The sequence below is a fragment of the Serratia sp. (in: enterobacteria) genome, from assembly GCF_051654945.1.
Classification (GTDB): domain Bacteria; phylum Pseudomonadota; class Gammaproteobacteria; order Enterobacterales; family Enterobacteriaceae; genus Chania.
On record NZ_JBOFZA010000072.1, the window covers coordinates 661,503 to 687,514 of the forward strand.

20 protein-coding genes are annotated in these 26,012 nt (G+C 53.7%); 7 read left to right on the forward strand and 13 right to left on the reverse strand.

What is annotated here, in order from left to right; genetic code table 11:
• The first annotated feature begins 285 nt into the window (after positions 1-285).
• The 5 genes from ACRDCA_RS13650 (at position 286) to ACRDCA_RS13670 (ending at position 7,961) form a co-directional block, all read left to right on the forward strand.
• Complete coding sequence (locus ACRDCA_RS13650) at positions 286-1,986, forward strand: GGDEF domain-containing protein (RefSeq protein ID WP_438689994.1); 1,701 nt, start codon at positions 286-288, stop codon at positions 1,984-1,986.
• Between the two features lie 253 nt (positions 1,987-2,239).
• Positions 2,240-3,445, forward strand: a complete 1,206-nt coding sequence (gene pncB, locus ACRDCA_RS13655) for a nicotinate phosphoribosyltransferase (RefSeq protein ID WP_438689995.1) — start codon at positions 2,240-2,242, stop codon at positions 3,443-3,445.
• Positions 3,446-3,722: 277 nt separating this feature from the next.
• Positions 3,723-5,123, forward strand: a complete 1,401-nt coding sequence (gene asnS / locus ACRDCA_RS13660; RefSeq protein WP_438689996.1) for an asparagine--tRNA ligase — start codon at positions 3,723-3,725, stop codon at positions 5,121-5,123.
• Between the two features lie 302 nt (positions 5,124-5,425).
• Positions 5,426-6,523 (forward strand): porin OmpF, encoded by a 1,098-nt coding sequence (gene ompF / locus ACRDCA_RS13665; protein ID WP_438690157.1) that lies wholly within the window; start codon positions 5,426-5,428, stop codon positions 6,521-6,523.
• Between the two features lie 247 nt (positions 6,524-6,770).
• Positions 6,771-7,961, forward strand: a complete 1,191-nt coding sequence (locus ACRDCA_RS13670; protein ID WP_438689997.1) for an amino acid aminotransferase — start codon at positions 6,771-6,773, stop codon at positions 7,959-7,961.
• Between the two features lie 63 nt (positions 7,962-8,024).
• Here ACRDCA_RS13670 and ACRDCA_RS13675 read toward each other — a convergent pair whose 3' ends face one another.
• The 7 genes from ACRDCA_RS13675 to cmoM form a co-directional block, all read right to left on the reverse strand.
• Complete coding sequence (locus tag ACRDCA_RS13675; protein ID WP_438689998.1) at positions 8,025-8,672, reverse strand: MBL fold metallo-hydrolase; 648 nt, start codon at positions 8,670-8,672, stop codon at positions 8,025-8,027.
• 68 nt (positions 8,673-8,740) lie between these two features.
• A complete protein-coding gene (locus tag ACRDCA_RS13680) occupies positions 8,741-9,289 on the reverse strand; it encodes a DUF882 domain-containing protein (protein ID WP_438689999.1) in 549 nt (182 codons plus the stop codon).
• Positions 9,290-9,465: 176 nt separating this feature from the next.
• Positions 9,466-11,313 carry a L,D-transpeptidase gene (gene ldtD, locus ACRDCA_RS13685; protein ID WP_438690000.1) on the reverse strand — a complete coding sequence of 616 codons (1,848 nt, stop codon included), beginning with the start codon at positions 11,311-11,313 and terminating at the stop codon, positions 9,466-9,468.
• A 204-nt stretch (positions 11,314-11,517) separates the two neighbouring features.
• Complete coding sequence (mukB, locus tag ACRDCA_RS13690) at positions 11,518-15,972, reverse strand: chromosome partition protein MukB (RefSeq protein WP_438690001.1); 4,455 nt, start codon at positions 15,970-15,972, stop codon at positions 11,518-11,520.
• Positions 15,969-16,697, reverse strand: coding sequence for a chromosome partition protein MukE (mukE, locus tag ACRDCA_RS13695; protein ID WP_438690002.1), 729 nt, complete (start codon positions 16,695-16,697; stop codon positions 15,969-15,971). Before mukE ends, mukB begins: the two co-directional genes overlap by 4 nt.
• Positions 16,678-18,000 (reverse strand): chromosome partition protein MukF, encoded by a 1,323-nt coding sequence (mukF, locus tag ACRDCA_RS13700; RefSeq protein WP_438690003.1) that lies wholly within the window; start codon positions 17,998-18,000, stop codon positions 16,678-16,680. Before mukF ends, mukE begins: the two co-directional genes overlap by 20 nt.
• Positions 17,997-18,782, reverse strand: a complete 786-nt coding sequence (cmoM, locus tag ACRDCA_RS13705) for a tRNA uridine 5-oxyacetic acid(34) methyltransferase CmoM (protein WP_438690004.1) — start codon at positions 18,780-18,782, stop codon at positions 17,997-17,999. The genes mukF and cmoM overlap by 4 nt, the downstream gene beginning before the upstream one ends.
• Positions 18,783-18,934: 152 nt before the next feature.
• Between cmoM and elyC the strand changes: the two genes are divergently transcribed.
• A complete protein-coding gene (elyC, locus tag ACRDCA_RS13710; protein WP_438690005.1) occupies positions 18,935-19,708 on the forward strand; it encodes an envelope biogenesis factor ElyC in 774 nt (257 codons plus the stop codon).
• On the opposite strand, the gene ACRDCA_RS13715 is transcribed toward elyC, so the two are convergent.
• The 6 genes from ACRDCA_RS13715 to cspE all read right to left on the reverse strand — a co-directional run bounded on the left by ACRDCA_RS13715 (position 19,705) and on the right by cspE (position 24,088).
• Entirely contained in the window at positions 19,705-20,601 is an 897-nt protein-coding gene (locus ACRDCA_RS13715) for a YcbJ family phosphotransferase (RefSeq protein WP_438690006.1), read from the reverse strand. The genes elyC and ACRDCA_RS13715 overlap by 4 nt on opposite strands.
• A 132-nt stretch (positions 20,602-20,733) precedes the next feature.
• The gene (kdsB, locus tag ACRDCA_RS13720; RefSeq protein ID WP_202712295.1) at positions 20,734-21,483 is read right to left on the reverse strand and encodes a 3-deoxy-manno-octulosonate cytidylyltransferase; all 750 of its coding nucleotides are present in this window, start codon (positions 21,481-21,483) and stop codon (positions 20,734-20,736) included.
• A complete protein-coding gene (locus tag ACRDCA_RS13725) occupies positions 21,480-21,662 on the reverse strand; it encodes a Trm112 family protein (protein WP_438690007.1) in 183 nt (60 codons plus the stop codon). Before ACRDCA_RS13725 ends, kdsB begins: the two co-directional genes overlap by 4 nt.
• 436 nt (positions 21,663-22,098) lie before the next feature.
• Entirely contained in the window at positions 22,099-23,325 is a 1,227-nt protein-coding gene (locus tag ACRDCA_RS13730) for a winged helix-turn-helix domain-containing protein (RefSeq protein ID WP_438690008.1), read from the reverse strand.
• Between the two features lie 109 nt (positions 23,326-23,434).
• Positions 23,435-23,656, reverse strand: coding sequence for a cold-shock protein (locus tag ACRDCA_RS13735; protein WP_025119391.1), 222 nt, complete (start codon positions 23,654-23,656; stop codon positions 23,435-23,437).
• Positions 23,657-23,878: 222 nt separating this feature from the next.
• Positions 23,879-24,088, reverse strand: coding sequence for a transcription antiterminator/RNA stability regulator CspE (cspE, locus tag ACRDCA_RS13740; RefSeq protein WP_438690009.1), 210 nt, complete (start codon positions 24,086-24,088; stop codon positions 23,879-23,881).
• Positions 24,089-24,605: 517 nt separating this feature from the next.
• Between cspE and hglS the strand changes: the two genes are divergently transcribed.
• Positions 24,606-26,012 (forward strand): 2-oxoadipate dioxygenase/decarboxylase HglS, encoded by a 1,407-nt coding sequence (gene hglS / locus ACRDCA_RS13745; protein ID WP_438690010.1) that lies wholly within the window; start codon positions 24,606-24,608, stop codon positions 26,010-26,012.

Sequence of the window (26,012 nt, forward strand, 5' to 3'; positions counted from 1 at the left end):
GGAAGGTGCAGTACCTCAATGGCCCGATTGTGAATAAACTGTATCACAGCTATAAAAAAAACCCAGAGATGGCAGCAAGTCGCACCATAAAATCACACATCAGACGCAGACATTCGCTGCGGTTAACGCTACGGTTGCCAGCATGGCGCTTTGCTGAACGTCAGACTCAGCATTTTATGCTTAAAACAAACGTCGCCTAGTGCCGTCCGGCAACCTCATTACTGAGGAAAACTGCGGCAGGCAATGATATAATTACCCCTGAGCCAGCAGGAGAAACGGATTGGCATGAAAGTAAAATACCTGATCTATTTCTTCACCTTTGCCATTATGCTCTCCTTCGCCATTTTTATTGCTAATGGGCTAATGAAGGCGCAGGCCAGTCATGCCCAAAGTTTGGAAAATCTGTATAAAATCAGCAGAACCAAGGAAGTTGCCGAAGCCTTCCAGGCAACATTGCTGGCACACCGGTTAAAAAGGTTGGGTCTGGTTGATAAAGCCGTGAGCAAGGAGCAATGGCAACAGGCCGATAAACAGGCCCGTGAAAAAATCGCGATTGTTAAATCCCATGTCGACGGCGAGCTCTCCGTGCGGCTGGGCATTCGGCAAAAGATCGCCATACTTTCAATGCTTGATTGGATGGAAAGGCTGCTGGATAACGATTCCCATCAGGTTTCCCAAATCAACGGTACCAACAGCAATCTGTTCAATATCAACAGTGCCTATTATATCGTTCAAACGACCAAAGCCTTCTACCGCTATACCTACGACACCCGACTGATCAATGCGGACTCCTTCCTGTTTTTAGAAGCGATTCGTCTTAATAACCGCATGAATATGTCCCTGACCGAATTGATCGATCAGATTATCGACGTCAATCTCAACAGTCTGGAACGTAAGAATGCTTATCTGAAAGCCATTCAGTTAACCGGTGTGTTTACCCCGCTCGGCACGCGATTGGCATTTCTAAAGCTGGCCTATAACGACCCGCAGATCACCGAACTGGTGGATGCGATGCTCCGTAACATCTCAAACCATCGCATCAGCAATATTTCAGACGGCTTATATCAGGCCATAACCCACAATACCGTCTATGACATCAATCTGATCGCCAGCTACATTGAGGAAATGGATCAACTTTCCCAAGGGCTTTATGAGCGCAGCTTTGAGCTGGAGATGGCGGCCTCCGAAGCCAAAATGTATGACAGCCAGACGGCCATCTACGGCATGATTTCACTGAGTGGGCTGATTGCCCTGTTCATCCTGTTACCTTCCATGATCTTCTGTTCCAACATCACCCGCTGGCTGACTAAAACACATAAAAATATTCTGCGCCTGTCCAAAGGCGATATGGACATTGATGAGAACGAACCTTTTTACAGCAAAGAGCTGATCGCCATCAGCGATGCCATTACCCAGCTCAAGCACTACAATCAGGTTAAAATTGCGCTGGAAAATGAAAAGCAGCAACTGATCAAAGAGCTGGAAGTCTCATCGTTCTTCGATCCGTTGACCAACATTTATAACCGCCGTAAATTTTTCCTCGAGTGCGAGATGCTCGCGCAGAGTAGCTACCCGCAGGCGTTCTGTCTGATCGATATCGATAACTTCAAGCGTCTCAACGATACCTATGGCCACGATATCGGTGACCGTGTGCTGGTGATGTTCGCCCAATCGCTCACTGACACCTTCCGTTCCAGCGATATCTTTTGCCGCTATGGCGGCGAGGAATTTGCCCTGCTGCTCGGCCACTGTTCACTGGAGAATGCCCGCAGCATGATGGAAGCGCTGCGTGAGCAAACCCAACAAATGTGCCTGGAGTTGCTCAACGGGAAACGGGTGCGCTTTACCATCAGCTGTGGCATTGCTGCCGTCAACAGTCAGGCAGAACTTCACCCCGCCATCAAACAGGCCGACGAAGCACTGTATTTTTGTAAAAAGAGCGGCCGTAACCGGGTCAGTATCTATACGCCAACCGGTTTTATCTGAAACTGTGTTTAAAATAATTAACCTCATAATTTTTATGAGTAAATAGACTAAGTTGTTCAGTTTATTGGATTATCTGGCGTTTCCCTTCCGAGCCGGCGTCTCTGCCACAATAAAGGCACGTTTAATCCTCGACCCGTTCCGGCCATTTGTGGTGTGATGTGGCTTCAATAACAGGATAATCCGGGTATACTCCCCCCACTTTTTTGATTATCCGGATTTGGACACGCGCCTGACGAGGATGCTGTAACGCGATATGACTCTATACGCTTCCCCGATTTTGACTTCACTGCTTGATACTGATGCCTACAAGCTTCATATGCAGCAAGCAGTGTTCCATCGCTACCCCGCAATTACCGTTGCGGCGGAGTTCCGTTGCCGTGGCGACGAACTGCTGGGCGAATACGCCGATGAGATCCGCGCGCAGGTTGCCATGATGAGCGAGTTGGCGCTGACCGAAGCCGAATACCGCTATCTCTCCAGCCTGCCTTTCTTCCATCAGGATTACCTAAGCTGGCTGCGGGAGTTTCGTTACGATCCGCAGCAGGTCACCATTGTAAATGACAGTGGCAAACTGCATATCCGCATCGCTGGCCCATGGCGCGAAGTGATTATGTGGGAAGTGCCGTTGTTGGCGGTGATCAGCGAGGTGGTGCACCGCCACCGTTCGCCACAGGCTACACCAGAGATGGCTATTAGCCAGTTGCGCCAGAATCTGGCGCAGTTCAAGCAACTGAGCGCAGATATTGATATCTCACGCTTCAAGCTGATGGACTTTGGCAGCCGCCGCCGCTTCTCGCGCGATGTGCAACAGGCCATCGTCAGCACGTTGCAAGACGAATTCCCTTATCTGGTCGGCACCAGTAACTACGATCTGGCGCATCGGCTGGATCTGGCCCCGGTCGGCACTCAGGCCCATGAATGGTTCCAGGCTCATCAACAGATTAGCCCGGTGCTGGCCAACAGCCAGCGCGCCGCCTTGCAGGCCTGGCTGGATGAATATCCCGATCAGCTCGGCATTGCGCTGACCGACTGCATCACCATGGATGCGTTCCTGCGTGATTTCGGCCAGCAGTTTGCCCAACGTTATCAAGGTCTGCGCCACGACTCTGGCGATCCAATCGAATGGGGTGAGAAAGCTATTGCCCATTACCAGCAATTGGGTATCGATCCCATGAGCAAGACGTTGGTGTTTTCAGACAATCTGGATCTGGACAAGGCGCTGGCGCTGTATCGCCACTTTGATCGGCGCATCAATCTGGCCTTTGGCATAGGCACGCGCCTGACCTGCAATATCCCCGGCGTCAAGCCGTTGAATATTGTGATCAAGCTGGTTGAATGCAAAGGCAAGCCGGTTGCCAAACTGTCCGATAGCCCAGGCAAAACCATCTGCCAGGATCCCGCGTTTGTTAAAGCCCTGCGCAAAGCCTTCGATCTGCCGCTGGTCAAGAAAGCCAGTTAAAGTTCCCCTCCGCACCTTCTCCCACAGGGAGAGGGTGCTATTACGGTGATATTTTCGGGTGCTGGAGCTAATCTGTGACGCGATCTGCCCCCTGTCGGGCCAGGCGCTGTGCCTTTCTTCCTTTATATAGCGACTCTTTTTACCTCACAGCAATAAATGTTGACCCATTCTGATGATTTCTGCTTGTGCTCTGCAACGCGGCAAGTAACATAGCAATATCCCCAAATTCTTGGGTTGTTAGCCTATTTCTGAACCAAAACTTATAAGAGAGAAATCTATGAGCGTAGTGCCTGTAGTCGACGTACTGCAAGGTCGTGCTGCGGTTGACAGTGAAGTCACCGTACGCGGTTGGGTACGTACCCGGAGAGATTCTAAAGCTGGTATCTCCTTCCTCGCCGTTTATGACGGCTCCTGCTTTAATCCGTTACAGGCCGTTGTTAATGATTCTCTGTCGAATTATCAGGACGAAGTGTTACGCCTGACCACCGGCTGCTCGATTGAAGTCACCGGGACCGTGGTGCCATCACCGGGTGAAGGCCAGAGTTTCGAACTGCAAGCCACTGCAATCAAAGTAGTGGGTTGGGTTGACGATCCAGATACCTACCCAATGGCGGCCAAACGCCACAGCATCGAATATCTGCGTGAAGTCGCCCACCTGCGCCCGCGCACCAACCTGATTGGCGCGGTTGCCCGCGTTCGCCACACCCTGGCGCAGGCGATCCACCGCTACTTCCATGAGAATGGCTATTTCTGGGTTTCCACTCCGCTGATCACCGCTTCGGATACCGAAGGTGCCGGTGAGATGTTCCGCGTTTCTACGCTGGATATGGAAAACCTGCCACGCACCGATCAAGGTGCCGTCGATTTCAGCCAGGATTTCTTCGGTAAAGAAGCCTTCCTGACCGTATCCGGCCAGTTGAACGGCGAGACCTACGCCTGTGCGCTGTCAAAAGTGTATACCTTTGGCCCGACCTTCCGTGCCGAAAACTCGAACACCAGCCGTCACCTGGCGGAATTCTGGATGATCGAACCGGAAGTGGCCTTTGCCACCTTGGACGACGTTGCCGGGCTGGCGGAGAGCATGTTGAAATATGTCTTCCAGGCGGTTCTGGATGAACGTGCCGACGATCTGCAATTCTTCGCCGAGCGGGTAGATAAAGACGCCATCGACCGCCTGAAGCGCTTCGTCTCTTCTGATTTCGCCCAGGTGGATTACACCGAAGCCGTTGAGATCCTGATCGCTTCCGGCCAGACCTTCGAGAACCCGGTTTCCTGGGGTATCGATCTTTCGTCTGAACACGAGCGCTATCTGGCCGAGCAGCACTTCAAGGCTCCGGTAGTCGTGAAAAACTACCCGAAAGATATCAAAGCCTTCTATATGCGTATGAACGAAGATGGCAAAACCGTCGCGGCGATGGATGTGTTAGCGCCGGGCATCGGTGAAATCATCGGTGGTTCACAGCGTGAAGAGCGTCTCGATGTATTGGATCAGCGTCTAGCAGAGATGGGTCTCAATAAAGAAGATTATTGGTGGTATCGCGATCTGCGTCGCTATGGCACCGTGCCACATTCAGGTTTTGGTTTAGGTTTTGAGCGTTTAATCGCCTATGTGACCGGGGTACAAAACGTTCGTGACGTGATCCCGTTCCCAAGAACACCACGTAACGCCAGTTTCTGACCATCCAAACAAACATAATTTAAACCTGTTTTTTACATAATCAAGGCCAGCTTAGCTGGCCTTTCGCATTTCTGATTATTGACCTGCATCACAAAGTTCCCTAAAATACACAAAATGTTACACATCGTTGCTTTCTGAAACCAGATTGCGACATTGGTAGCATTTTCGTTCTAGATAAACCTGCCCGTGAATGGAACACTGCGTGCAGACACAGGACGACACCAATCTATCAACAATAGTTCCAAAAGAATTATTGGCGGCAGTGGCAAGGTGTCCGAATAAAACCAATGAGGGTAATAATGATGATGAAGCGCAACATTCTTGCAGTAGTGATCCCAGCTCTGTTAGCAGCTGGTGCAGCCAACGCAGCTGAGATCTACAACAAAGACGGCAACAAACTGGATCTGTACGGTAAAGTTGACGGTCTGCACTACTTCTCTAAAGACGATGGTAGCGATGGCGACAAATCTTACGTTCGTTTTGGTTTCAAAGGTGAAACTCAGATTACTGACCAACTGACCGGTTACGGCCAGTGGGAATACAACATTCAAGCGAACAAAACCGAAGGTGGCACCGATGCTACTGACGGCACTAAAACCCGTCTGGGCTTCGCTGGTCTGAAATTTGCTGACTACGGTTCATTCGACTACGGCCGTAACTACGGTATCGTTTACGATCCAATGTCCTGGACAGATATGCTGCCAGAATTCGGTGGCGATTCAGCTTACAATGACAACTTCATGGTGGGTCGCTCTACTGGTCTGGCCACTTACCGTAACAAGAACTTCTTCGGTCTGGTTGACGGTCTGAACTTCGGCCTGCAATACCAAGGTAAAAACGAACGTTCTGACATCCAACGTGCTAATGGCGACGGTTGGGGTATCTCCAGCAGCTACGAATCAGAAATCGGTGTTGGCGTGTCTGCCGCGTATGCTTCTTCTGACCGCACCGACAGACAAAGTGCTGCAACCTATGCTAACGGTGAAGGACGTGCCGAGCAGTGGGCAACCGCTCTGAAATATGATGCGAACAACGTTTACCTGGCAGCAATGTACGGTGAAACCCGTAACGCAACATACATTGAAAACCAAAATACTAACAGCCCGCAGAACGGCACCACTGGTTTTGCTAACAAAGCACAGAACATTGAATTGGTTGCTCAATATCAATTTGATTTCGGCCTGCGTCCTTCTGTCGCCTATGTACAGTCTAAAGGCAAGAAAATCGAAGGTATCGGTAACGCTGACCTGATCAAATACGTAGAAGTGGGCGCAACTTACTACTTCAACAAAAACATGTCTACTTATGTGGACTATCAGATCAACTTGTTGAACGACGACAACCCACTGGGTCTGAACACCGACAACATCGTAGCTACCGGTCTGGTTTACCAGTTCTAAGTTGTTGCACTTGATGACGGCTCGCCGTCAGCTAAGTTAAAAAAACAGGGCTTCGGCCCTGTTTTTGTTTTTTAGCGCTTCCGCCATTTTTTATTCTGCCAATCCGCCCTTCCCCGTCATTTTTTGTGCTGAATCTGCCGCCATCACAAGTTCAATGTGTTTTTCTCGCAAACGGTTGGCAAAGGCGATAACTGGCGTTACCCTGATGTTTCTGTCTGCTTAACTCTAGGCCATGGAAGCATCTGACATGTTTGAAAAAATCACCGCTGCACCAGCCGATCCAATTCTGGGTCTGACCGACATTTTCCGCGCGGACAAGCGTGAGAATAAAATCAACTTAGGTATTGGCGTCTATAAAGACGAAACCGGCAAAACGCCGGTGCTGACCAGCGTTAAGAAAGCTGAACAGTATCTGCTGGAAAATGAGACCACCAAAAACTACCTGGGTATTGAAGGTATTCCTGAATTTGCCAGCTGCACGCAAGAACTGCTGTTCGGTAAACAGAGCCCGATCATCGCTGACAAACGTGCCCGCACTGCGCAAACCCCTGGTGGTACCGGTGCCCTGCGTGTCGCGGCCGACTTTATTGCCAACCAGACCAACGCCAAGCGTATCTGGGTCAGTAACCCAAGCTGGCCAAACCATAAGAACGTGTTTGGTGCCGTTGGCCTGGAAGTGCTGGAATACAACTATTACGACGCTGCCAACCATGCGCTGGACTTTGATGGTCTGCTCACCAGCCTGAACCAGGCTCAGGCCGGCGACGTGGTGCTGTTCCACGGCTGCTGCCATAACCCGACCGGTATCGATCCAACCGAAGCTCAATGGGCCCAGTTGGCTGAACTGTCCGTTGCCAAGGGCTGGTTGCCTCTGTTCGACTTCGCCTACCAGGGCTTCGCCAAAGGCCTGGAAGAAGATGCACAGGGTCTGCGTATCTTTGCGGCCAAACATCAGGAACTGATTGTTGCCAGCTCCTACTCGAAGAACTTTGGCCTGTATAACGAGCGTGTGGGTGCCTGCACCGTGGTGGCGGCCGATGCAGAAACCGCCGATCGCGCCTTCAGCCAGGTGAAAGCGGCAATCCGTGCCAACTACTCGAACCCGCCGTCACACGGTGCGGCAGTCGTTGCCACCATCCTGGGTAACCCGGCGCTGCGCGCCATTTGGGAACAAGAGCTGACCGATATGCGCCAGCGTATTCACCGCATGCGTCAGCTGTTCGTCAACACCCTGCAAGAGAAAGGTGCGGAGCAGGACTTCAGCTTTATCATCAACCAGAACGGCATGTTCTCTTTCAGCGGTCTGACCAAAGAACAGGTGCTGCGTCTGCGTGATGAATTTGGCGTGTATGCCGTTAACTCCGGCCGCGTTAACGTCGCGGGGATGACGCCGGACAATATGGCGCCGCTGTGCGAAGCCATCGTTGCCGTGCTGTAAGCGGATTTAGCATTGAAAAGGGGCGCATTAGCGCCCCTTTGTTATTTTGACAGCCAAACTCCGTTACCAGATAGCCGGTTCTTCGCGCAGGAACGGGTTGGTTTGACGTTCATGGCCAAAGGTAGACATTGGGCCATGTCCAGGAATAAACGCCATATCGTCGCCCTGATGCAATAATTTATTGCGGATCGACGCAATCAGCGCCTGATGGTCACCACGCGGGAAATCACTGCGGCCAACGCCACCGTTAAACAACACATCACCCACTAACGCCAGACGTGCCTGTTCGTTGATAAAAACGATATGGCCGGGCGTATGACCAGGGCAATGCAGCACGTTCAGCGACATTTCGCCCACTTGCACTTTATCCCCTTCTTCCAGCCATTGGGTCGGCGTCAGAGCGGCACATTCATCAAGGCCAAACATACGGCTCTGTGCTGGCAAACCTTCCAGCCAGAAGGCATCTTCTTTATCCGGCCCATAGATTGGCACCTGATAATGCTCGGCCATTTCTGCCGCTGCGCCTACGTGGTCAAGATGGCCGTGCGTCAGTAGGACCTGGCTGACTTTTACGCCCTTTTCGGCAACGGCAGCCTTTATTTTTTCCGGGTCACCACCAGGATCGACCAGTGCCGCCTGTTTGGTCACGTCACACCAGATAAGGGTGCAGTTCTGGCTAAACGCCGTTACGGGGATAATATGGTATTTCATAAAGCTCCAACGACAACGGCACCGCGTCCAACGGACGGGTGCCATTCAGCGATCATGATGCACAATGATTACCAGGTCCGCACCGGGCCGGTATCGATGTGCACAAAGTTACTACGTGGATAATAGCCTACTCCGCCAGCACGCATTTTTAACGCGGCCTTACGGATATTACTCAGTTGGATCCCTTCGATATGGAAATCCATCGCCTGCCCTTTGGTGTGGTAGCTCTGCTTGGCCACGCCACGGCTGTGTTCACGCATTTCGGTATTGGTCGCCATTGAACGATAGCCGGAAATCAGCTGTACCGGTTTGCTGGTACCCAGCATCACCTGTAGGCGATAGAGATGATCGAACAAAGCAGGATCAATGCTCTTGACCTTGTTGGCCCGATAGTCACGGAAGATATGGTTCAGGCGCGCCAATTCTTCTTTATTGTAACCTTTACCATTGAAGAACTCGGCCTTGATTGATTCGCCGGTATTGAGGTTATTCAATAACAGAATACGCGGGCGAGTGGTAGAAAGACTGGCAAACGCCTGCCCAGGGAGCAGCGCGATACCCACGGCGGCGCTACCTAACGCCAGCCATTTACGGCGATGATGATCAATTTTGTCCATGACTTAAACCCGGCAAGAATGTCAAAATATATGCACAAAACTGCGCACTGCCCGAACCATAACCGCCGGCGTATGCGGAGTCAACCCGCGATACGCCGTGGTTTACCTGCACTCACCAAAAGAGTGCGGGTAACTAGCCAGACATTCAGACCGTTATTTATCTAGAATTACTGCATTTATCGCATCAATTTTTCGGCCTGAGCCAAAATTTGTGCACCCGATCTCACTGTCGCATCATAATTGTAAATATCTGTGCGGAACTGCGGCTTGCCGTCTTCTGAGATCCAGGCGGTCAGATAGTACAGTTGAACCGGGATGCGCTGACGGATGTTCACGTACGTCGTGTTACCGCCTTTCAGCGTGGAAGAGACGCGCGTATTGTTCCAACCGGCATCCTGCAACAGCATGTTGGCCAGGTCGGAAGCCTTGTTGACGCGTACACAGCCAGAGCTTAACGCACGGATATCTTTCTGGAACAGGCCATGATTCGGCGTGTCGTGCAGGTAGATAGCATCCGAACTTGGCATGTTAAACTTGAAACGCCCCAAAGAGTTGCTGGCTCCGGGTGCCTGCTGTATACGGTAAGGGAAATTACGCGGTGAAACCACAGCCCAGTCAATCATGGCCGGATCGATAGCCTCTGCATCGTTGCTCCAGCCAGAGAAAACCCGGTAGCCATGTTTCTGGAAGTAGCTGGCGTCACGCATCGCCTTGGGCACGATATCTTCACGGATCAGTTTGGTTGGCACATTCCATGGCGGGTTGACCACCACGTTATTCAGCGCGCTGCTCATCAGCGGGGTTTTGCGGCTTGGGCGGCCAACAATCACTCGCGAAGACAACACTTCATTACCATTGAGATAATAGGTAAGCGAGTAGTTCGGGATGTTGACCATAATGCCGGTATCGACGTGCCCAGGCAGAATGCGCAGACGCTGGATGTTCAACGCCAGCAATGAAGCACGGGTTTGCGGCGAAACGTTCAGCCATTCACGCGTCCGGGTACCGATGACGCCATCAGGCGTCAGCCCTTGCCAGGTCTGGAAACGTTTCACCCCTTCAACCAAATCATCCGTGTAACGATTATCCGTTACCGAAACCGGGCTGGCAGGCTGTACCTGCGCGGTCGCCTCTGGAGATGGGGCCAGATCTTTGATCGGTGCCGCTGCCGGGCTTACGACGGTCCCTGCGGTATCGCGGTTCTTCTCTTCATCGACTGAAAGATCGTCATCCGCCGCCGGGGTCGTGGCACTTGCATTGGTCACTTCAGGCTCAGGTGAAGCGCTCTTCACCGGGCTGACGTTCAGCATACCGGTACGTGCCAGAATATCACGCAGCGCAGGAATATCGTCGCTGAGTTGCCCTGGACGCAGGCTGGCACCATTGGCCATTTGTGGCCATGGGCGACCATCTGCCAGCATCTCGCGCAGCGCCAGATGCATTTTGGCATACTGAGGATGCTGTGGAGCCAACGAGTTGATATAGGCCAGCGTTCTCCCCTGATGCATCGAGAGCTGCCATTGGTTAATCACCGTATTGGCCGGTACGTTCAACTTGTAGGGAATATTGCTGTACAGCCAGTTGTTGCCGTTAGCCCCGATCGAGGACACAAACTGCAGATAACCCAGCATGGCGTCCGACAGCACAATATCACGCGCCATATCGGTGATCGCCGGATCGGTCAGCAGTTTTACCCATTGGGTAAACTGTGGCTGTACGCCAGAAATCGCCAACTCGGCCAGTTGTTGCTGGAATTGCAGAACCGCTTCCCGATCCTGCCACATAGGCTGCATCTGGTTGGCAGCATATAACGGTGCCAAGGTTGAGAGATAAAACGGCACTACGCTTTTCGGCAGCGCCGCAAGCAGTTCGGCACGACTTTGTGCCACGGACATCCCCGATGACGATGACACTACCGGCAACGCCGGTACAGTTGCCCATGCGGAAAACGACACGGCAAAACCACACGTGATTGCGCAACTCAATGCCAGACGTCGTACTGAGTTTCCATTTTTAAGCAACATCCCTTGCCCCCTGTAGGCTCACAAAAATACCGCACAGACTATTATTAGTTTCAGTATACAAACAGAACGGCGCTTTTGCTCTCAGCACCGTAAATAACTGTTTCATCCCAGCTTACCGCTGGAAAAAAAGCAGGCCTATCATCCACGTCATACAAAAAAATAGCCACCTTCAGGCAGCTATTTTCAGATTTATAGGGCGTTTTTTTAGCCTTTCGACGTTTCTTCCGCCAGCGCGCCTAAAGCAGGTTGTTCGCTGGCAAAACCACGCAGACCAACCACGTGTACATGCTCATGGTTCTGGAACACCTTACGCACCAGTTTATAGGTGGTGCCTTTTTCCGGGCTGATGTTTTCTGGCGCGGCGATAATCAGCTGCATCTCCAGACGATCGCACAGCTCAAACAGCGTGGCGATGGATTTGGCATCCAGACGCGCGGCTTCATCGAGGAATAGCAGACGGCAAGGCGAAATATCTTTACCCCGCAGGCGGCGTGATTCCTCTTCCCAGCTCTGTACCACCATAACCAGAATCGACATACCGGTACCGATCGCTTCCCCGGTGGACAGTGCGCCACTTTCCGCACGCAGCCAGCCGTCGGAACCGCGGAAGACTTCCACTTCCAGCTCCAGGTAGTTACGGTAGTCAAGCAGCTCTTCACCGATGGTTTGCGGCGTGCGCTGGCCCATGTCGATCTGCGGATTCAGGCGCTGATACAGTTTGGCCAAAGCCTCCGAGAAGGTCAGGCGGTTACTGTTGAACAGATCCTGATGCTGTTCCTGCTGCTCGGAGAGCACGTCCAGCAAGGTGGCATGTGCTTCACGTACGTTGACGTTCAACCGCACGCTCTTCACCTGGCCGAAGGACACCGCTTGCAGCCCCTGGTTGAGCATCCGGATACGGTTCTGCTCACGCTGGATGGTCTTGCGGATGATGTTGGCCACGCTCTTCGAGCTGATCGCCAGTTTTTGCTCGCGCGCGGTCAACTCTTCGGTCAGGCGGCCCAGTTCGATCTCCATCTGTTCGATGGCTTCAACCGGATCGTCGGTGCGGATAATATCCTGGCGGATACGTTCGCGCAGATGCTGATAGACCGCGATAAAGAACTGGATCTTACGCTCAGGCCGTTTCGGATCTTCCGACAGACGCAGCACGTCGCGCAGATGTTCGTTATCCGCCACCGCCAGACGCAACGCCCCCAACGCCTTATCCGACATTGAACGCAGTTCGTCACCGTCCATATAGGCCAATTCACGACGGTGCAGACGGCGTTCAACCCCGTTGTCTTTCACCATACGCATCACGGCACACCAGCCCGCCTTGGCGGTCACCACCTGCTCACGCAGTTGGTAATAATCCCGCTCCAGCTTGCGCAGTCTTTTTTGCAGACTGTCCATTTCCGCTTCGCAGAAGGTCAGTTGCTTCTCCAACTGGTTACGGCGGTTACGGTTGTTACTCAGCGAGGCATGCAATTCGTCCCGACGCTGACGCGCACGGGCTTCGGCATTGGCATCGGCCTGCACGCCAATATCCACCAGCTCCTGGCTCAACTCTTTAAGCATGTCGCGCTTGGCGTCATAAGAGCTTTTCAACGAGGCCAACACCTGGCTGTATTGCGTAAACTGGGTCTGGTACTGGCGCAATTGCTCACGAGCGCGAGTACGTTCGGCTTCCGCATGCTCCAGGCGCTGACGCAGTTTATCGTTGAGATCGTTATCGGCATTCTGCATGCCGGCAGAATCGGTATAGCTGAAGTGCGCGCGGCGCTGCACCACTTCCGTCAGGGCAAAGGCTTGCTGCTTGGCCTGACGTTGGGTGGCCTGTGCCTGTACATAATCCTGTTGCAACTGTTCATGTTGCTCCGGATCGCTTTGCAGTACCGACAACATCGGCTCCAGCTTGGCTAAAGCAACACCGTGCTGTTGGATATAGCGCGCAGCATCCTGCGCCTCTTCCATTTCCTCGCGGATCTCTTCAACGCGATCCTGCAAGGTTTCGTCATTTAACAGTGACACCAGCGGTATCAGGCGGTTGAGCGCGGAAATGCCCTCTTTGGCCTGATCAAATTGCTGGCGCTGCTGCTGATTTTGCGCTTCGTGGTTATTGAGCGCACGCTCGATTTCACCACGGCGGCTGTTCAGAGCACGGATATCCGCTTCGGGATCCGCGTCAAACGCCACGGCAAGGTGCGAACCGATAAAGCGGCTGAACGCCTGATGAGAACGCTGGGTTTTCTGTACGTCAAATGACAGAGTGGCGTAGCGTTCTGCTAACGAGTCACGCTCTGCGTACAGCACTTCCAGGCGATTTTCGCGCGCAGCACGGCCAAACAGCGGCACTTCCGGGTAGCGGGAGTAACGCCACTGACGATCGGCGATTTTCACCACTACCGCTTTGTCTTGCTCTTCAACGGCGAACACGCTGTCATCAAACGACTGCGGATCCCCTTCGATCAGGTAAAGATCTTCCGGACAGTCTTCCAGACCTTGCAGTTGATCACGCACCAACGACAGATCCGGCACCACAATGGCGTGGCGCGACGGGCCGTACAGCGCGGAGAAGTACGGAGCATCATCGATGGTCACATCGTCGTAGATTTCCGACAACAGTACGCCGCCAAAGCGCTCGGCCAACGTCACCAGACGCTGATCTTCCGCCCCGCTTGGCTGGCTGAGGCGTTCAATCTGCGCTTCGATTTCACGCTTGCGGCTGGCGACTTCATCACGCTCAACGGTGGTTTCGCGTTCGCGCTCCAGCAGTTGCTGCATGTATTCGGTAACCTGCTGGCTATCTTCGAAGGCTTCACCGCTCTGCTCGCTGAGCTGGGTCAGTGAATCCTGCGCGGCCAGCCAGATCGGTGCCCTGGCGGTCAGTTCTTTGATGCGTTGTTGGATCTGCTCCAGTTCCTGACGCATTTCCATCCGGCGCTCACCGGCATCGCTGACGCTTTGCGACAGCGACTCTAAACGCTCTTCCAGTTCTTGCTGCAAGGCATCCAGTTCATCCGGCTGATAACTCTCTCCGTGGCGTTTACAGAACTCCTGCAACAGACGCTCGGCGTCCTGCTGCGAGCGCAGACGCTGCTCCAGCTCGCTCAAACGCATGCGCAACGGCTGTACACGCTCGGCCTGATGCTGCTGCGAAGGCCAGTCACGCAACAGTTCGCGCGCAGTCTGCCAGGCCTCACTGCGGCTGACTTCACCCGCAATTTTACCCACCAGCTGATAGGCCTGTTCGAACTGGCTGTGTGCCGCGTCCGCCACGCTGAGTTTTTGTTCCAGCTGCAACAGGGACTCGGTCGCTTCCTGCTCACGCGCCTGGAAGGTATCCAGCCACTCTTCGGCATTTTCGGCGGTGAGATCCGGCACCTGGCACAACGCACGAGCGCGTTCAAGCGCCTGGAGTGCTTGTTGATACTGAATGGCACGGGTTTGCTGCACGTCCAGTGCCTGCTGATAATCGGCGAGCTGGCTTTTCAGCTCATCGACTTCCAGCTCTGCCGCTTCGGCACGCGCTTCGTTTTCGGCCTGTTGCTCGCCTGCTTCTGCAACGACTTCGTTCTGTTCTTCCAGACGGTAGGTCAGCTCTTCCAGATCGCCTTCATAACGCTCGATCTTTTCCTGCTGGCGCATCGCCGTCTGTACCAGATTCAAGTGATCGCTGGCGGCTTGATAATCGGTTTCCAGATCGGATTCTGCGCCGCTTTGCTCGTGCAGTTCACGCGACATCTCAACATGGCGGAACTGCTCTGCGGCCAACTGTTTGCGGCTGCCCAGCAACTCGTTACGCAAGACCAATGCCCCATCCAGATGGATACGGCGTTCATTGGCATGGCGCATGTAGTCTGCGGCCACATACGAGGTCGCTTCAGAGATCAGATGCTTGAACAGGTCGCGGTCCGACTGGGTGACGCGGATTGCTTCCAGCGTCATGCGGTTCTCGCGCAGCGCGGCTTCCATATCCTGGAACGCCTTGCGCACGCCGCCGTTTTCCGGCAGCAGGTAATCACGCAGCGAGCGGGTGATGGCACTGGAGATCCCGCCGTACAGCGAGGCTTCGATCAGGCGATAGAACTTGCTGCGGTCGGAAGAAGTGCGCAGACGCTTGGGCAGCACCCCCAGATCGAACATCAGGGCATGGTAATCGGTGATGGAGTTGAACTGCTTGAACTGCACCCCTTCCATCTCTTCCACACGCTCTTTCAGCTCCTGTAACGACAGGACGCGTGCCTGACGCTCGCCCACGGTCTGGGTCAGCAGTTCGGTCGGTTGCACCGCCGTTGGCAGCCCCTGAATGGTGAAGGGCTTGATATCAACCTTGCGATCGCGCCCCGCCACCTGTTGCAGACGAACCCCAACCACTACACGCTGGTGGCGCGAGTTGACTACATCTAACGTGGAGTAGCAGACACCGGCACGCAATTTACCGTGCAGGCCTTTATCGCGCGAGCCACTGGTGGCACCGGCCTCGGTGGTGTTACGAAAGTGCAGCAACGTCAGATCCGGGATCAACGCCGTGACGAAGGCCGCCATGGTAGTGGACTTACCGGCCCCGTTACCGCCCGAAAGCGTAGTGACCAGTTCATCCAGATCAAAGGTGCGGGCAAAGAAACCGTTCCAGTTAACCAGCGTCAGTGAGCGAAATTTACCGCGTTCAATCATTCCTGTTCATCCTCTGCACTGTCCGGGGTGGTGTCTGCCTGCGCATCTTCCGCGTCGCTCTCATCGTTCAGTGACAGGCTGTTTTCAACCGGCATGGCCTCACCGTCGCGGATCATCCGCAACTGGGCTTCGCGTGGATCATCACCGCTGCGCACATCGGCACCGAAGCGGAACACCGCCTCGGTAATGCGGAATTTGCTGTTGTCACTGCCCATGAAATACACCATGCCCAAGCGGCGCAGGCGATTGAGCGAAGAACGCACTTTTTCATGCAGTTTCTGACGATCGAGATCCGAACCGGTGGAGCGCTGATTGACGAACTTCAGCAGCTTGTTCTCATCCGCCAGGCTGAGCAGCTCATCGTACAACTCCTGCTGGCTGAAGATCCCTTCATGCGCCAGGCGTTCTGGGCTCAGGTAGAGATAGCACAGGATCTTGCCGACCATCATGTCCAGTTCGGAAAGCACCGAGCGTGGGATCAGCGTGGTGGAGCGCGGGCGCAAATAGAAGAACCCTTCCGGCGCCCGGATCAGCTCGACGCTGTAGCGGGTATAAAACTCTTCCAGCTCGTCTTGAAAATCCATAAGGAATGCGTGGTTGTCCAACTCATCAATACCGATATGACGACCTGCGCGCAATTGGCTATCTAATGCCGGAAACAGCGTGTTAGACAATGCCTTGGCCAGCTTGACTGGCATTACTTGTTCAATATTTGTCGATGACATGGGCCTGTACCTTGGCTCCGTAATCATTGATTGCCTGCCACTGCGCGGACAACCCTGAAAAATCAGCTTCAGCCACACCAAGGCGCACTGCCTGGTCGACCACTATGCGGGCAACGTCAAAGTGACGCACTCGCGGAAATTGCGCCAGATAATCGCGCATTACCTCTCCCAAATTGAGCGGTATTTTTTGTTCCTGATACACCTTCAGTGCCTGTTCGATCATCGCTGCCAGCTGTTCGCGGATTTCACTGAACTCTTCATATTCCAGATCGGACGGCAGTTCCCCGGTAACTTCTTCACTGCGCAACGCCAGCTCTTCATCACGCATATCGAGCAGACGATCGGCGCTGGCATGGGTCAGTGTCCAAGGATTATCGAAGTAGTTTTGCACCGATTGGCGCAGGCGCTGGGCGAACACGCGGTTCTTGTCCATATCGATGGCGGTACGGATAAACTTGTGCACGTGGCGATCATAGCCGATCCACAGGTCAATCGCCTGTTGGCCCCAACTGATGATGCGATCCAGCTTGCTTTGCAAATCAAACACCAGCTTATCGACAAAGCCCAGTTCCATCTCTCCCAGCGTGGCGTCCTGAATGCGCAGCAGGTTGGCCTGGAGTTTATCACCTGCGGCCTCCAGCGTATCCTGTAGTTCACGCAGGGTGCCGGAGGTTTCCGACAGCAGCATCTCACAGCTGGAGATCGCCGCACGCCAATCCTGGTTGAGCAACGCCGCGATATCGGTTTTCACGCTCTGCTGCTGTTCATCCATCAGGCGCTGGGTCAGGTCGATACTGTCGAAGATCTCCGCCACCGAATATTTCAGTGGAGCAAAGACGTTGCGGTGCCAATGGAAATCATCGCCACCCTCTTCGGCAGCGTCTGCGGCACGCTTCAGCTCTTCCGCCACGATCGACAACTGCATGGAAAGACGCAGGGTCGAAAACTCACGCTGGCGGATATAGTAATCGGTAATACCAATGCCCAGCGGCGTCAGGCGGTAGATGGCATTGCCATCCGCCAACTCGCTGGTAAAACGGTTCAACAGGCGCTGGCGCACCATGTCGTTAATCGCATTGTTGGCGCGGATCGCCACCGTTTCATGCGTCTGTTCAAACCCTTTGCTGACATGGCGAAATGCATCAACCAGCTCACCTTCGCTCATCTCGCCGTCCAGCCGCTCACCATTTAACGTGGCGATAGCCAGCAAAAACGCAAGACGCTCAGTAGGGAGCGAAATAGAGAAATCATTTTTCCGTGCCCAGGCGACCAGTTCGGGTACTGTCTGGGAAAATTCACTCATAGTTCGTCCTTCAGGTTCGGTTTATGCGCCGAGACGTGAATATAGCGCCCCAAACTCACGTACGGCTCTTGCCGACAATACAATTGTTCAAGCGCCAGCAGTTCTTCAAATTTTTGTGTCTGCAACTGCCTGCTTTGCAGATAATCATGGAAAACCCTCACGCCGGTTTTCCCTGAAATCTGCATGCCCATCTGCTCCAGCCAGCCGTAGACCAGCGGTGGGCTGTGTGGATACTGCGGCGACAGCGAGCGCTTGCGACGCCGTCTGACTTCGGGATCCACCAGTTGGAAATTCCCCAACACCACATTACGCATCAACAGACCGTTGGCATTAAAGAACATCAAGGATAGCGCGCCGCCGGGCACCAGGCAGTCAAACAACGCCTGTAATGCCACCTGCGGTTCGGCGATCCATTCCAAAACAGCATGGAACAATATCAGATCAACCGGCTGTGCCAAATGCTGCCCTATCTCTTGAGCCGAACTTTGTATGAATTGCATGTTGTGGCTCACACCTTTCTGCTCCGCCAGCAGTGCAGCGCGCTGGATCATCTCACCAGAAAGATCGCACAACAAGACCTGATGTCCTAATTCTGCCAGTTGGCAGGCCATATGGCCTTCGCCCCCACCGGCATCCAGAATGCGCAGTGGCCGCTGCGGCAGTTGGGCCAGCAGCGTGGTCAGATCCTGCCAGACCACCGCCTGACGGATTTTCCCCTTGGTGGTGCCGTAAATATTACGCGCAAACTTCTCGGCAATATCGTCAAAATTGCGATCCTGCATGGACTACGGCTCCGCTGAATTAATCTTGGCCTGCGGCAAAACGCCTGCCCATTCAAACCTGCTATTTTGGCACAGACTGGCTTAGAATAAATCTTCTTGCAGCATGAATGCGGCCAGATGTCGTTTTTTCGCCCAAAAGGACCTGATTTTTGATGTTATTTCACTTAAAAAAATTTATAGGCAACCTGATGATGCCACTCCCCGCACTGCTGTTGCTGATGGGACTGGCACTATTGCTGCTGTGGTTTACCCGCTGGCAGAAAAGCGGCAAAGTCATGTTAAGCCTGAGCTGGCTGCTGTTGCTATTGCTCAGCCTGCAACCGGTCGCCGATCGGCTGTTGCAGCCACTGGAAGCCAGCTACCCAACCTATCGGGGCAACGGCCCGGTTGACTATATCGTGGTGCTGGGTGGCGGTTACACCTATAACCCAGACTGGGCACCCAGTTCCAACCTGCTCAACAACAGCCTGCCGCGGGTGGCGGAAGGCGTCAGGCTATACCTGTCGCACCCAGGTAGCAAGCTGGTCTTTACCGGTGGAAAAGGCGCGAAAACGCGAAGCAGCGCGGCTACCGCAGCACTGGTAGCTGAAAGCCTGGGCGTGCCTGCCAGCGACATCGTATTGGTCGATCGTCCGCGAGATACCGAGCAGGAAGCGGCAGAGGTCGCCCAATTGGTAGGGCAACAGCCGTTTTTGCTGGTGACATCCGCCAATCACCTGCCGCGAGCCATGCGCTTCTTCGAGGCCCAAGGCCTGCACCCCATCCCGGCTCCGGCCAATCAGTTGGCTATTACCTCACCGCTGAATATCTGGGATCGGGTGATGCCTTCTGCCATGTTCCTTGGTCATAGCGAACGGGCGGCGTACGAAGCGCTGGGCAGCCTGTGGCAACGGCTAAAAGGAGATGGCGAGGCCAGCAGCGATTAATTCGCCAGCCAGGGCCGTAGCTGCTGCGCGGCCTGATCGAACGCTGGGCGATCCAACTTGCCGGTATGGATCATCCTGGCCACCGCTTCCCACACCACGTAAAGCCAGCGGCGAGCCAAGAAGGACTCCGCCACCGGCGCACGTTGCAGGTAGTGGAACATCAAACGATCCGGCATCCCCGCCTCGCAGAGCCTGAACAGTTCATATTCCCGTGGTGCCCACAGCATCATACCTGGGTTGAGCATCGCCAGCAGTTGGTCGGTTTTGGCATCTTTCAACATGCTGCGTAAACCCAGATTACCGTGTACCAGCACGCAAGGATCGTCAAAACCGGCAAAAAATTCGGTCAACATTTCGCGCGTGCGGTACAGCAGGCGGCGATCTTCCATAGTTAACAGCGGTGAATTCAGATTGCCCAGGGTTGACCAAAGCACCTCGATACGCTGCTGATACCAACTGAACCAATCATTTTCCTGCGTACCGTCTACCGTGCCGACGCAGCCGTGGCTGTCGATGCGGTGCCAGGCCAGCATGCCGTCAACAATCTGGTCCATCAAGGCTTCCCAGCGGGCCAAGGTGCGGGTTGGAGCCTCGACCGATACGCCACGCAGGCGTTCAATCAGCAAAATCTCTTTGTAGGGCGCTTGCCGTGTGTAAACCACACCAAATACCGTGGGCAGGCGAATATCCCCTTCACGTGCCAACATGGAAAGTTTATACGCTTCCTGTTGGGCAATGCCTTCACAGACAAAGCTTTTCGCCATCAACGGGATCGCATGATCCTGGCGATCGTACAGCGAATACAGATGGGCATAGGGCTGTTCGCTGACGCGTTCCAGACGACCAACGGACTCCCCCAGCACAATACTCAATTCGGCACGCAGCTGCTCCATGGGGTGAAACCCTCCAGATTAAGGATAAGCATCTGACATCATCGAACGATGAGCGGAGAAATTCCTCAATGCAGATCAATAAAAGCGATAAATCAGGCATTGAGATGGCCGGGGACCCCGGCCAACGGGAGGTTAACGCTTGATGCTGTCGCGTACGCGTTGCAAATCTTCTGGCGTATCGACGCCAACGCTCGGAATGGCCTGCGCCACCGCAACGTGGATCTTTTCGCCGTACCACAGCACCCTCAGTTGCTCCAGCAGTTCAATCTGTTCCAACTGGCTTGGCTGCCAACTGACGTAGCGGCGGACAAAACCGGCACGGTAGGCGTAAATTCCGATATGCCGCAGCAGGCTGTTGCCGATAGTCTCTTTGGACTGAGCAAAACGTTCACGATCCCAAGGGATGGTGGCGCGTGAGAAATAGAGCGCATAGCCTTGCGCATCCATTACCACCTTGACCGCATTCGGGTTGAAGGCTTCTTCTGCGGTTTCGATCGGCACCGCTAGCGTGGCCATCCCTGCGCTACTGGCCGCCAGGTTTTCTGCCACCTGACGCACGATAACCGGTGGGATCATCGGCTCATCACCCTGCACATTGACGATGATTTCATCATCGGCAAAACCACACTTTTCGATCACTTCCGCCAGGCGTTCGGTACCGGAATGATGATCCGGGCTGGTCATGCACACCTCACCGCCAGCAGCCTCAACTGCTTTGGCCACTTCAGGGTGATCGGTGGCGACGATCACACGGGAAGCCCCCGATTCACGGGCACGCTCCATCACATGCACCACCATCGGCTTACCGTGGATATCCGCCAACGGTTTACCCGGTAAGCGGGTGGACGCATAACGCGCCGGGATGATAGCGATAAAACTCATGCGTGTTTCTCGTCCAGTGGAATGGTGCGCGCTTCGTTTTCCAGCAATACCGGAATACCATCACGCAATGGGTAGGCCAGGGCGTCCAGCTTGCAGACCAGTTCCTGGTGTTCTTTGTTGAAATAGAGCTTGCCGTTGCAGACCGGGCAGGCAACGATTTCGAGTAAACGGTGATCCATGCTTCCTCCAGGGGGAAGATATGCTAACGGGGAAAGTGCGTGAGGATAGCATAACGCCATGAGGCCGGTTAATCACCGCCTGATTTGCTCAGACGGTTGCCGAACGGGAAATTTTTCTGCGGGGGTTGAATCGGCCAATCGGCAGGCGTAGAATTTTTTGTGATGTACATCACAAAAAAAATGAGAACCTGCAAATGATCAAACGTCTTCATAAAATCATCGCGCTGTTTGCCAACTACAGCAATTGAAACGCACGCCCTCACCCTAACCCTCTCCCACAGGGAGAGGGGACCGAACGTGCCACAGTTTAACTCCTGCGCCTGACCTTAACACGGGCACGGCATGCAGCGCCCCTACGCAGTGCCACCTTGTCTGCCTACGACTCTGCACTAGCTCCCTCGCCCTTTGGGAGAGGGTTGGGGTGAGGGGTCATTCGTTATTCTACTTCCCAGCCTTGTCCCCACTCCGCAGCCAGAATTGCTGGCACGTCTCCTAGCGAGACCCGCTGCGCCCCGTGCCATTTCGCCGTGCGGGTAATAGCTTGTCGAATATCCAGACAGCGCTGCTTGCCCAGCTTGACCCCGGGTTGCAGATGGCAACTGATCACCTCAAAAATGCCCTGCTTGCGGTGCATCTTTGCATCCAGCCGGCCAATCAACTCGCCGCGCTGCAACAGCGGCAGTGTAAAATAACCATATTGGCGCTTTTCTTTTGGCGTGTAACATTCCAGCCGATAGTCAAAGTTGAACAATTCCAGCGCGCGCCGACGATCCCACACCACCGGATCAAACGGAGATAACAAACAGGTCACCGAGGATTTCAACTTCCCCTGCTCTGCCAACGCCAGCTCGGCTACGAGCGACTGATGGACATAAAACTCCCCCTCCAGCCCTGCGATCGCAACCTTTGAGATCTCCCCTTGCTCTACTAGAGTTGCCAGTAACGGTTTAGGTGTCACGCGTTTTAAGCGGTAATAATCTGCCAGCCATTCGGCTTTAAACACGCCCAAATAACGGCAGCTACGGCTGAGCATCTCTTGTTGTGCCGCCTCTGACGGGAGAGCATGCACGCTGTCATCCCACTGCGGTAATAATCGTTCGGTAAGATCGTAGACACGGTGGAAATTACGGCGCTCTGCCACCATCAGCTTGCCAGAAGTAAACAGAATTTCCAGATGACGCTTTTCCGGCTTCCAATCCCACCAACCATTGGCGCCTTTCTTCTCGGCGCTGAAATCGGCCGAGCGTACCGGTCCCTGAACCGCGATATGTTGTAGCAGCTCGTCGATAGCCTGCTGATGCTCCTGCATCCATTGCTGCGAGTATTTCCACCCCATCCCCTGCGGTTGCAGCATGCGGTGGCGTAACAGACCAAAATCATTGATAGGGAGAAAACAGGCTTCGTGCGCCCAGTACTCAAACAGCTTACGGCTAGCCAAGGCCTGCTCCAGCCATTCTGGCCGATAGTCACCCAGGCGGCTGAACAGCACCAGATAAGGGCTGCGGGCCACCACGCTGATGGTGTCAATTTGCAGCAGGCCCATACGCTCAATGGCGGTAACGACATCATCGGGGCGAGCCTGGCGTTTGATCGGGGATAGCAGCCCTTGAGCGGCAAGATGAAGCGCGCGGGCAGAAGAAAGCGAAATAACTGGGATTGGCATCCTGATATCCAAGGTCATTGAGCAATGGCCTGATGATAGAGGATCCTGGGGAAATTTTCTTCGCCAGTGCTTGGGGTGGCGGCACCGGCACTGGCGAGGAAAGTGCGGATCAGAACGCGATAACGTCTGCCGCTGACAGCCCGTGAGAGCTACGATAGATCGAGAACTCGACGTTCTGACCTTCGTTTAATGACTTGTTCTTGGTATTGGCGATAGCACGACGGCTAACATAAATTTCGTCACTACCATCGACAGGTGAAATAAAACCATAGCCTTGAGCCTGATCAAACCATTTCACGTGGCCCATTTTTAACACAGTATTCTTAAACATATTTTTATATCCTTTCACTTGAGCATCCCTAACAACGTTCTTGTTATTATTGTCTGGATGCTACCAGCCCATCCTAAAGTTTTTCGTAACAAACCTCTCGTGAGCAAAAATTAAAAAACCCGCTTAAAAGCGGGCTTGTTGAACCTAATATCTTCCGCATAAATCAGCACCAAGGCGTCATTATGGTTGTATTAAGCTCTCGTAACGCTTTGACCTGTAAACTTACAGAGCAACAACGTTGGCGGCAGCCGGCCCGCGCGGGCTGTCCTGGATGGTATACTCAACACGCTGGCCTTCTGCCAGAGTCTTGAAACCGTCGGTCATGATTGCAGAGAAGTGTACGAATACATCTTTGCCGCCATCAAGCTGTTCAATGAAACCAAAACCTTTACTTTCGTTGAACCACTTAACCTGACCAGTCTTCTTAGACATAACTATTACCTTTTAAATATTTACAAAACCTGCCCTATGGCAATTTGGCCGTTTGTCAGAATCATTACTTATGGGAGGTACTTAGAAGGTTCGTCTTTGAAGCGGAATCAGATGATAACGTCTTGGGAGGAACTACTTGACTCTATACTCGTACATAAATAGCGCTGCATCACAGGCCGGTATGCATTTACTCATAAACTCATCATCAAGACAAGAGGTTTATCACACTTTTTAGCTATACCGGCAAAGAAAAACCCTATGTCAATGATTTTAATAAATTAAATTCCTGCAGTTTTATACTGGTCCCGGGAACAATCCTCTCCCCGTTCACCGCTTGAGGTGATAGCAGCAAATGAGAGCTAACGCATAAAACACTAATATCGTTAGCCAATCGATAACAAATCACGAACCAACTGACTAGACTTGAGTCAAAAACACGGTGAGTGTGCATCCAGCCAGCACTATTGGCGGCCTAAACCGCATTTTTCAGATTTTATTGAGCTAAGGAGCTAGCAGCATGATCGACCAGCACTTCGTCTCGCCGAATGAAATTCGCGCCAAATTCTCCCTGGCGATGTCGGCCATGTATCAGCAAGAGGTGCCACTGTACGGAGACTTGATCGAACTGGTCGCAGAAACCAACCGCCAGGTGCTGAGTGAAGACTCCGCCTTGGCCCACGGGTTACAGATTACCGGTGAAATCGGTCGATTATCCATGGAGCGCCACGGCGCTATCCGCGTTGGCACCGCAGCCGAGTTGCAGACCTTACGGCGGTTGTTTGCCGTGATGGGCATGTCTGCGGTGGGCTATTACGATCTGACCGTTGCCGGTGTCCCTGTCCATTCCACCGCTTTTCGTGCCGTGCATGAAGCCGATCTGCAAATCAGCCCGTTTCGCATCTTCACCTCGTTGTTGCGACTCGAACTGATTGAGAATGTAGCGCTGCGCGAGCTGGCACAACGGCTGCTTGATCGCCGCTGCATCTTTACCGAGCGGGCTTTGGAACTGATGGCGTTACATGAAATTCAGGGCGGCCTGGATGCTGAACAGACACAGGAATTCGTTGCCCAGGCGCTCGAAACTTTCCGTTGGCACCGTCTGGCCACCGTCAGCGCCAGCGAGTACCAACAGCTGCACCATCAACATCGCCTGATCGCCGATATCGTCGCCTTCAAGGGGCCACATATCAACCATCTGACGCCAAGAACGCTGGATATCGATCGGGTACAGACGGCAATGCCGGAACGGGGTATTCCGCCCAAAGCGGTGATCGAAGGACCGCCGACGCGCCACTGCCCTATTCTGTTACGTCAGACCAGTTTCAAGGCGTTAGAAGAAGAGGTGCTGTTTATCGAACCGGATGGCCAACAGGTTGTGGGGCATCACACCGCGCGATTCGGGGAAATTGAACAACGTGGCGTAGCCCTGACTACCAAAGGACGAGCCCTTTACGATCGCCTGCTGCAAGCCACCCAAGATGAATTACAAGTTCCGGCGACAGAAGATAACGCACCACGCTATTACCAACTGCTGGCTGAACATTTCCGCGCCTTCCCAGATGATTACCAAGCACTACGCGTGCAGCAATTAGCCTGGTTCCGCTATTTCCCTACCGAATGCGGATTGGCGGCGAAAGATACCCTGGAGCAACACTGCACGCTAGAACAGCTCATCGCTCTGGACTATATCCGTTTCCAACCGTTGGTGTATGAGGATTTCCTGCCAGTCAGCGCCGCCGGAATTTTTCAGTCGAATCTCGGGGATAGCCGCCACACGCAATACGCAGCGGCATCAAGCCGTGCGGCGTTTGAACAAGCATTAGGCATTGGCGTAATAGATGAAATGGAACTCTATCAGCAAACGCAGCAGCGCTCACTGCAAGCTTGCGCGCAAGCCCTGGGGTTGCGCGCATTGGAAGCCTGA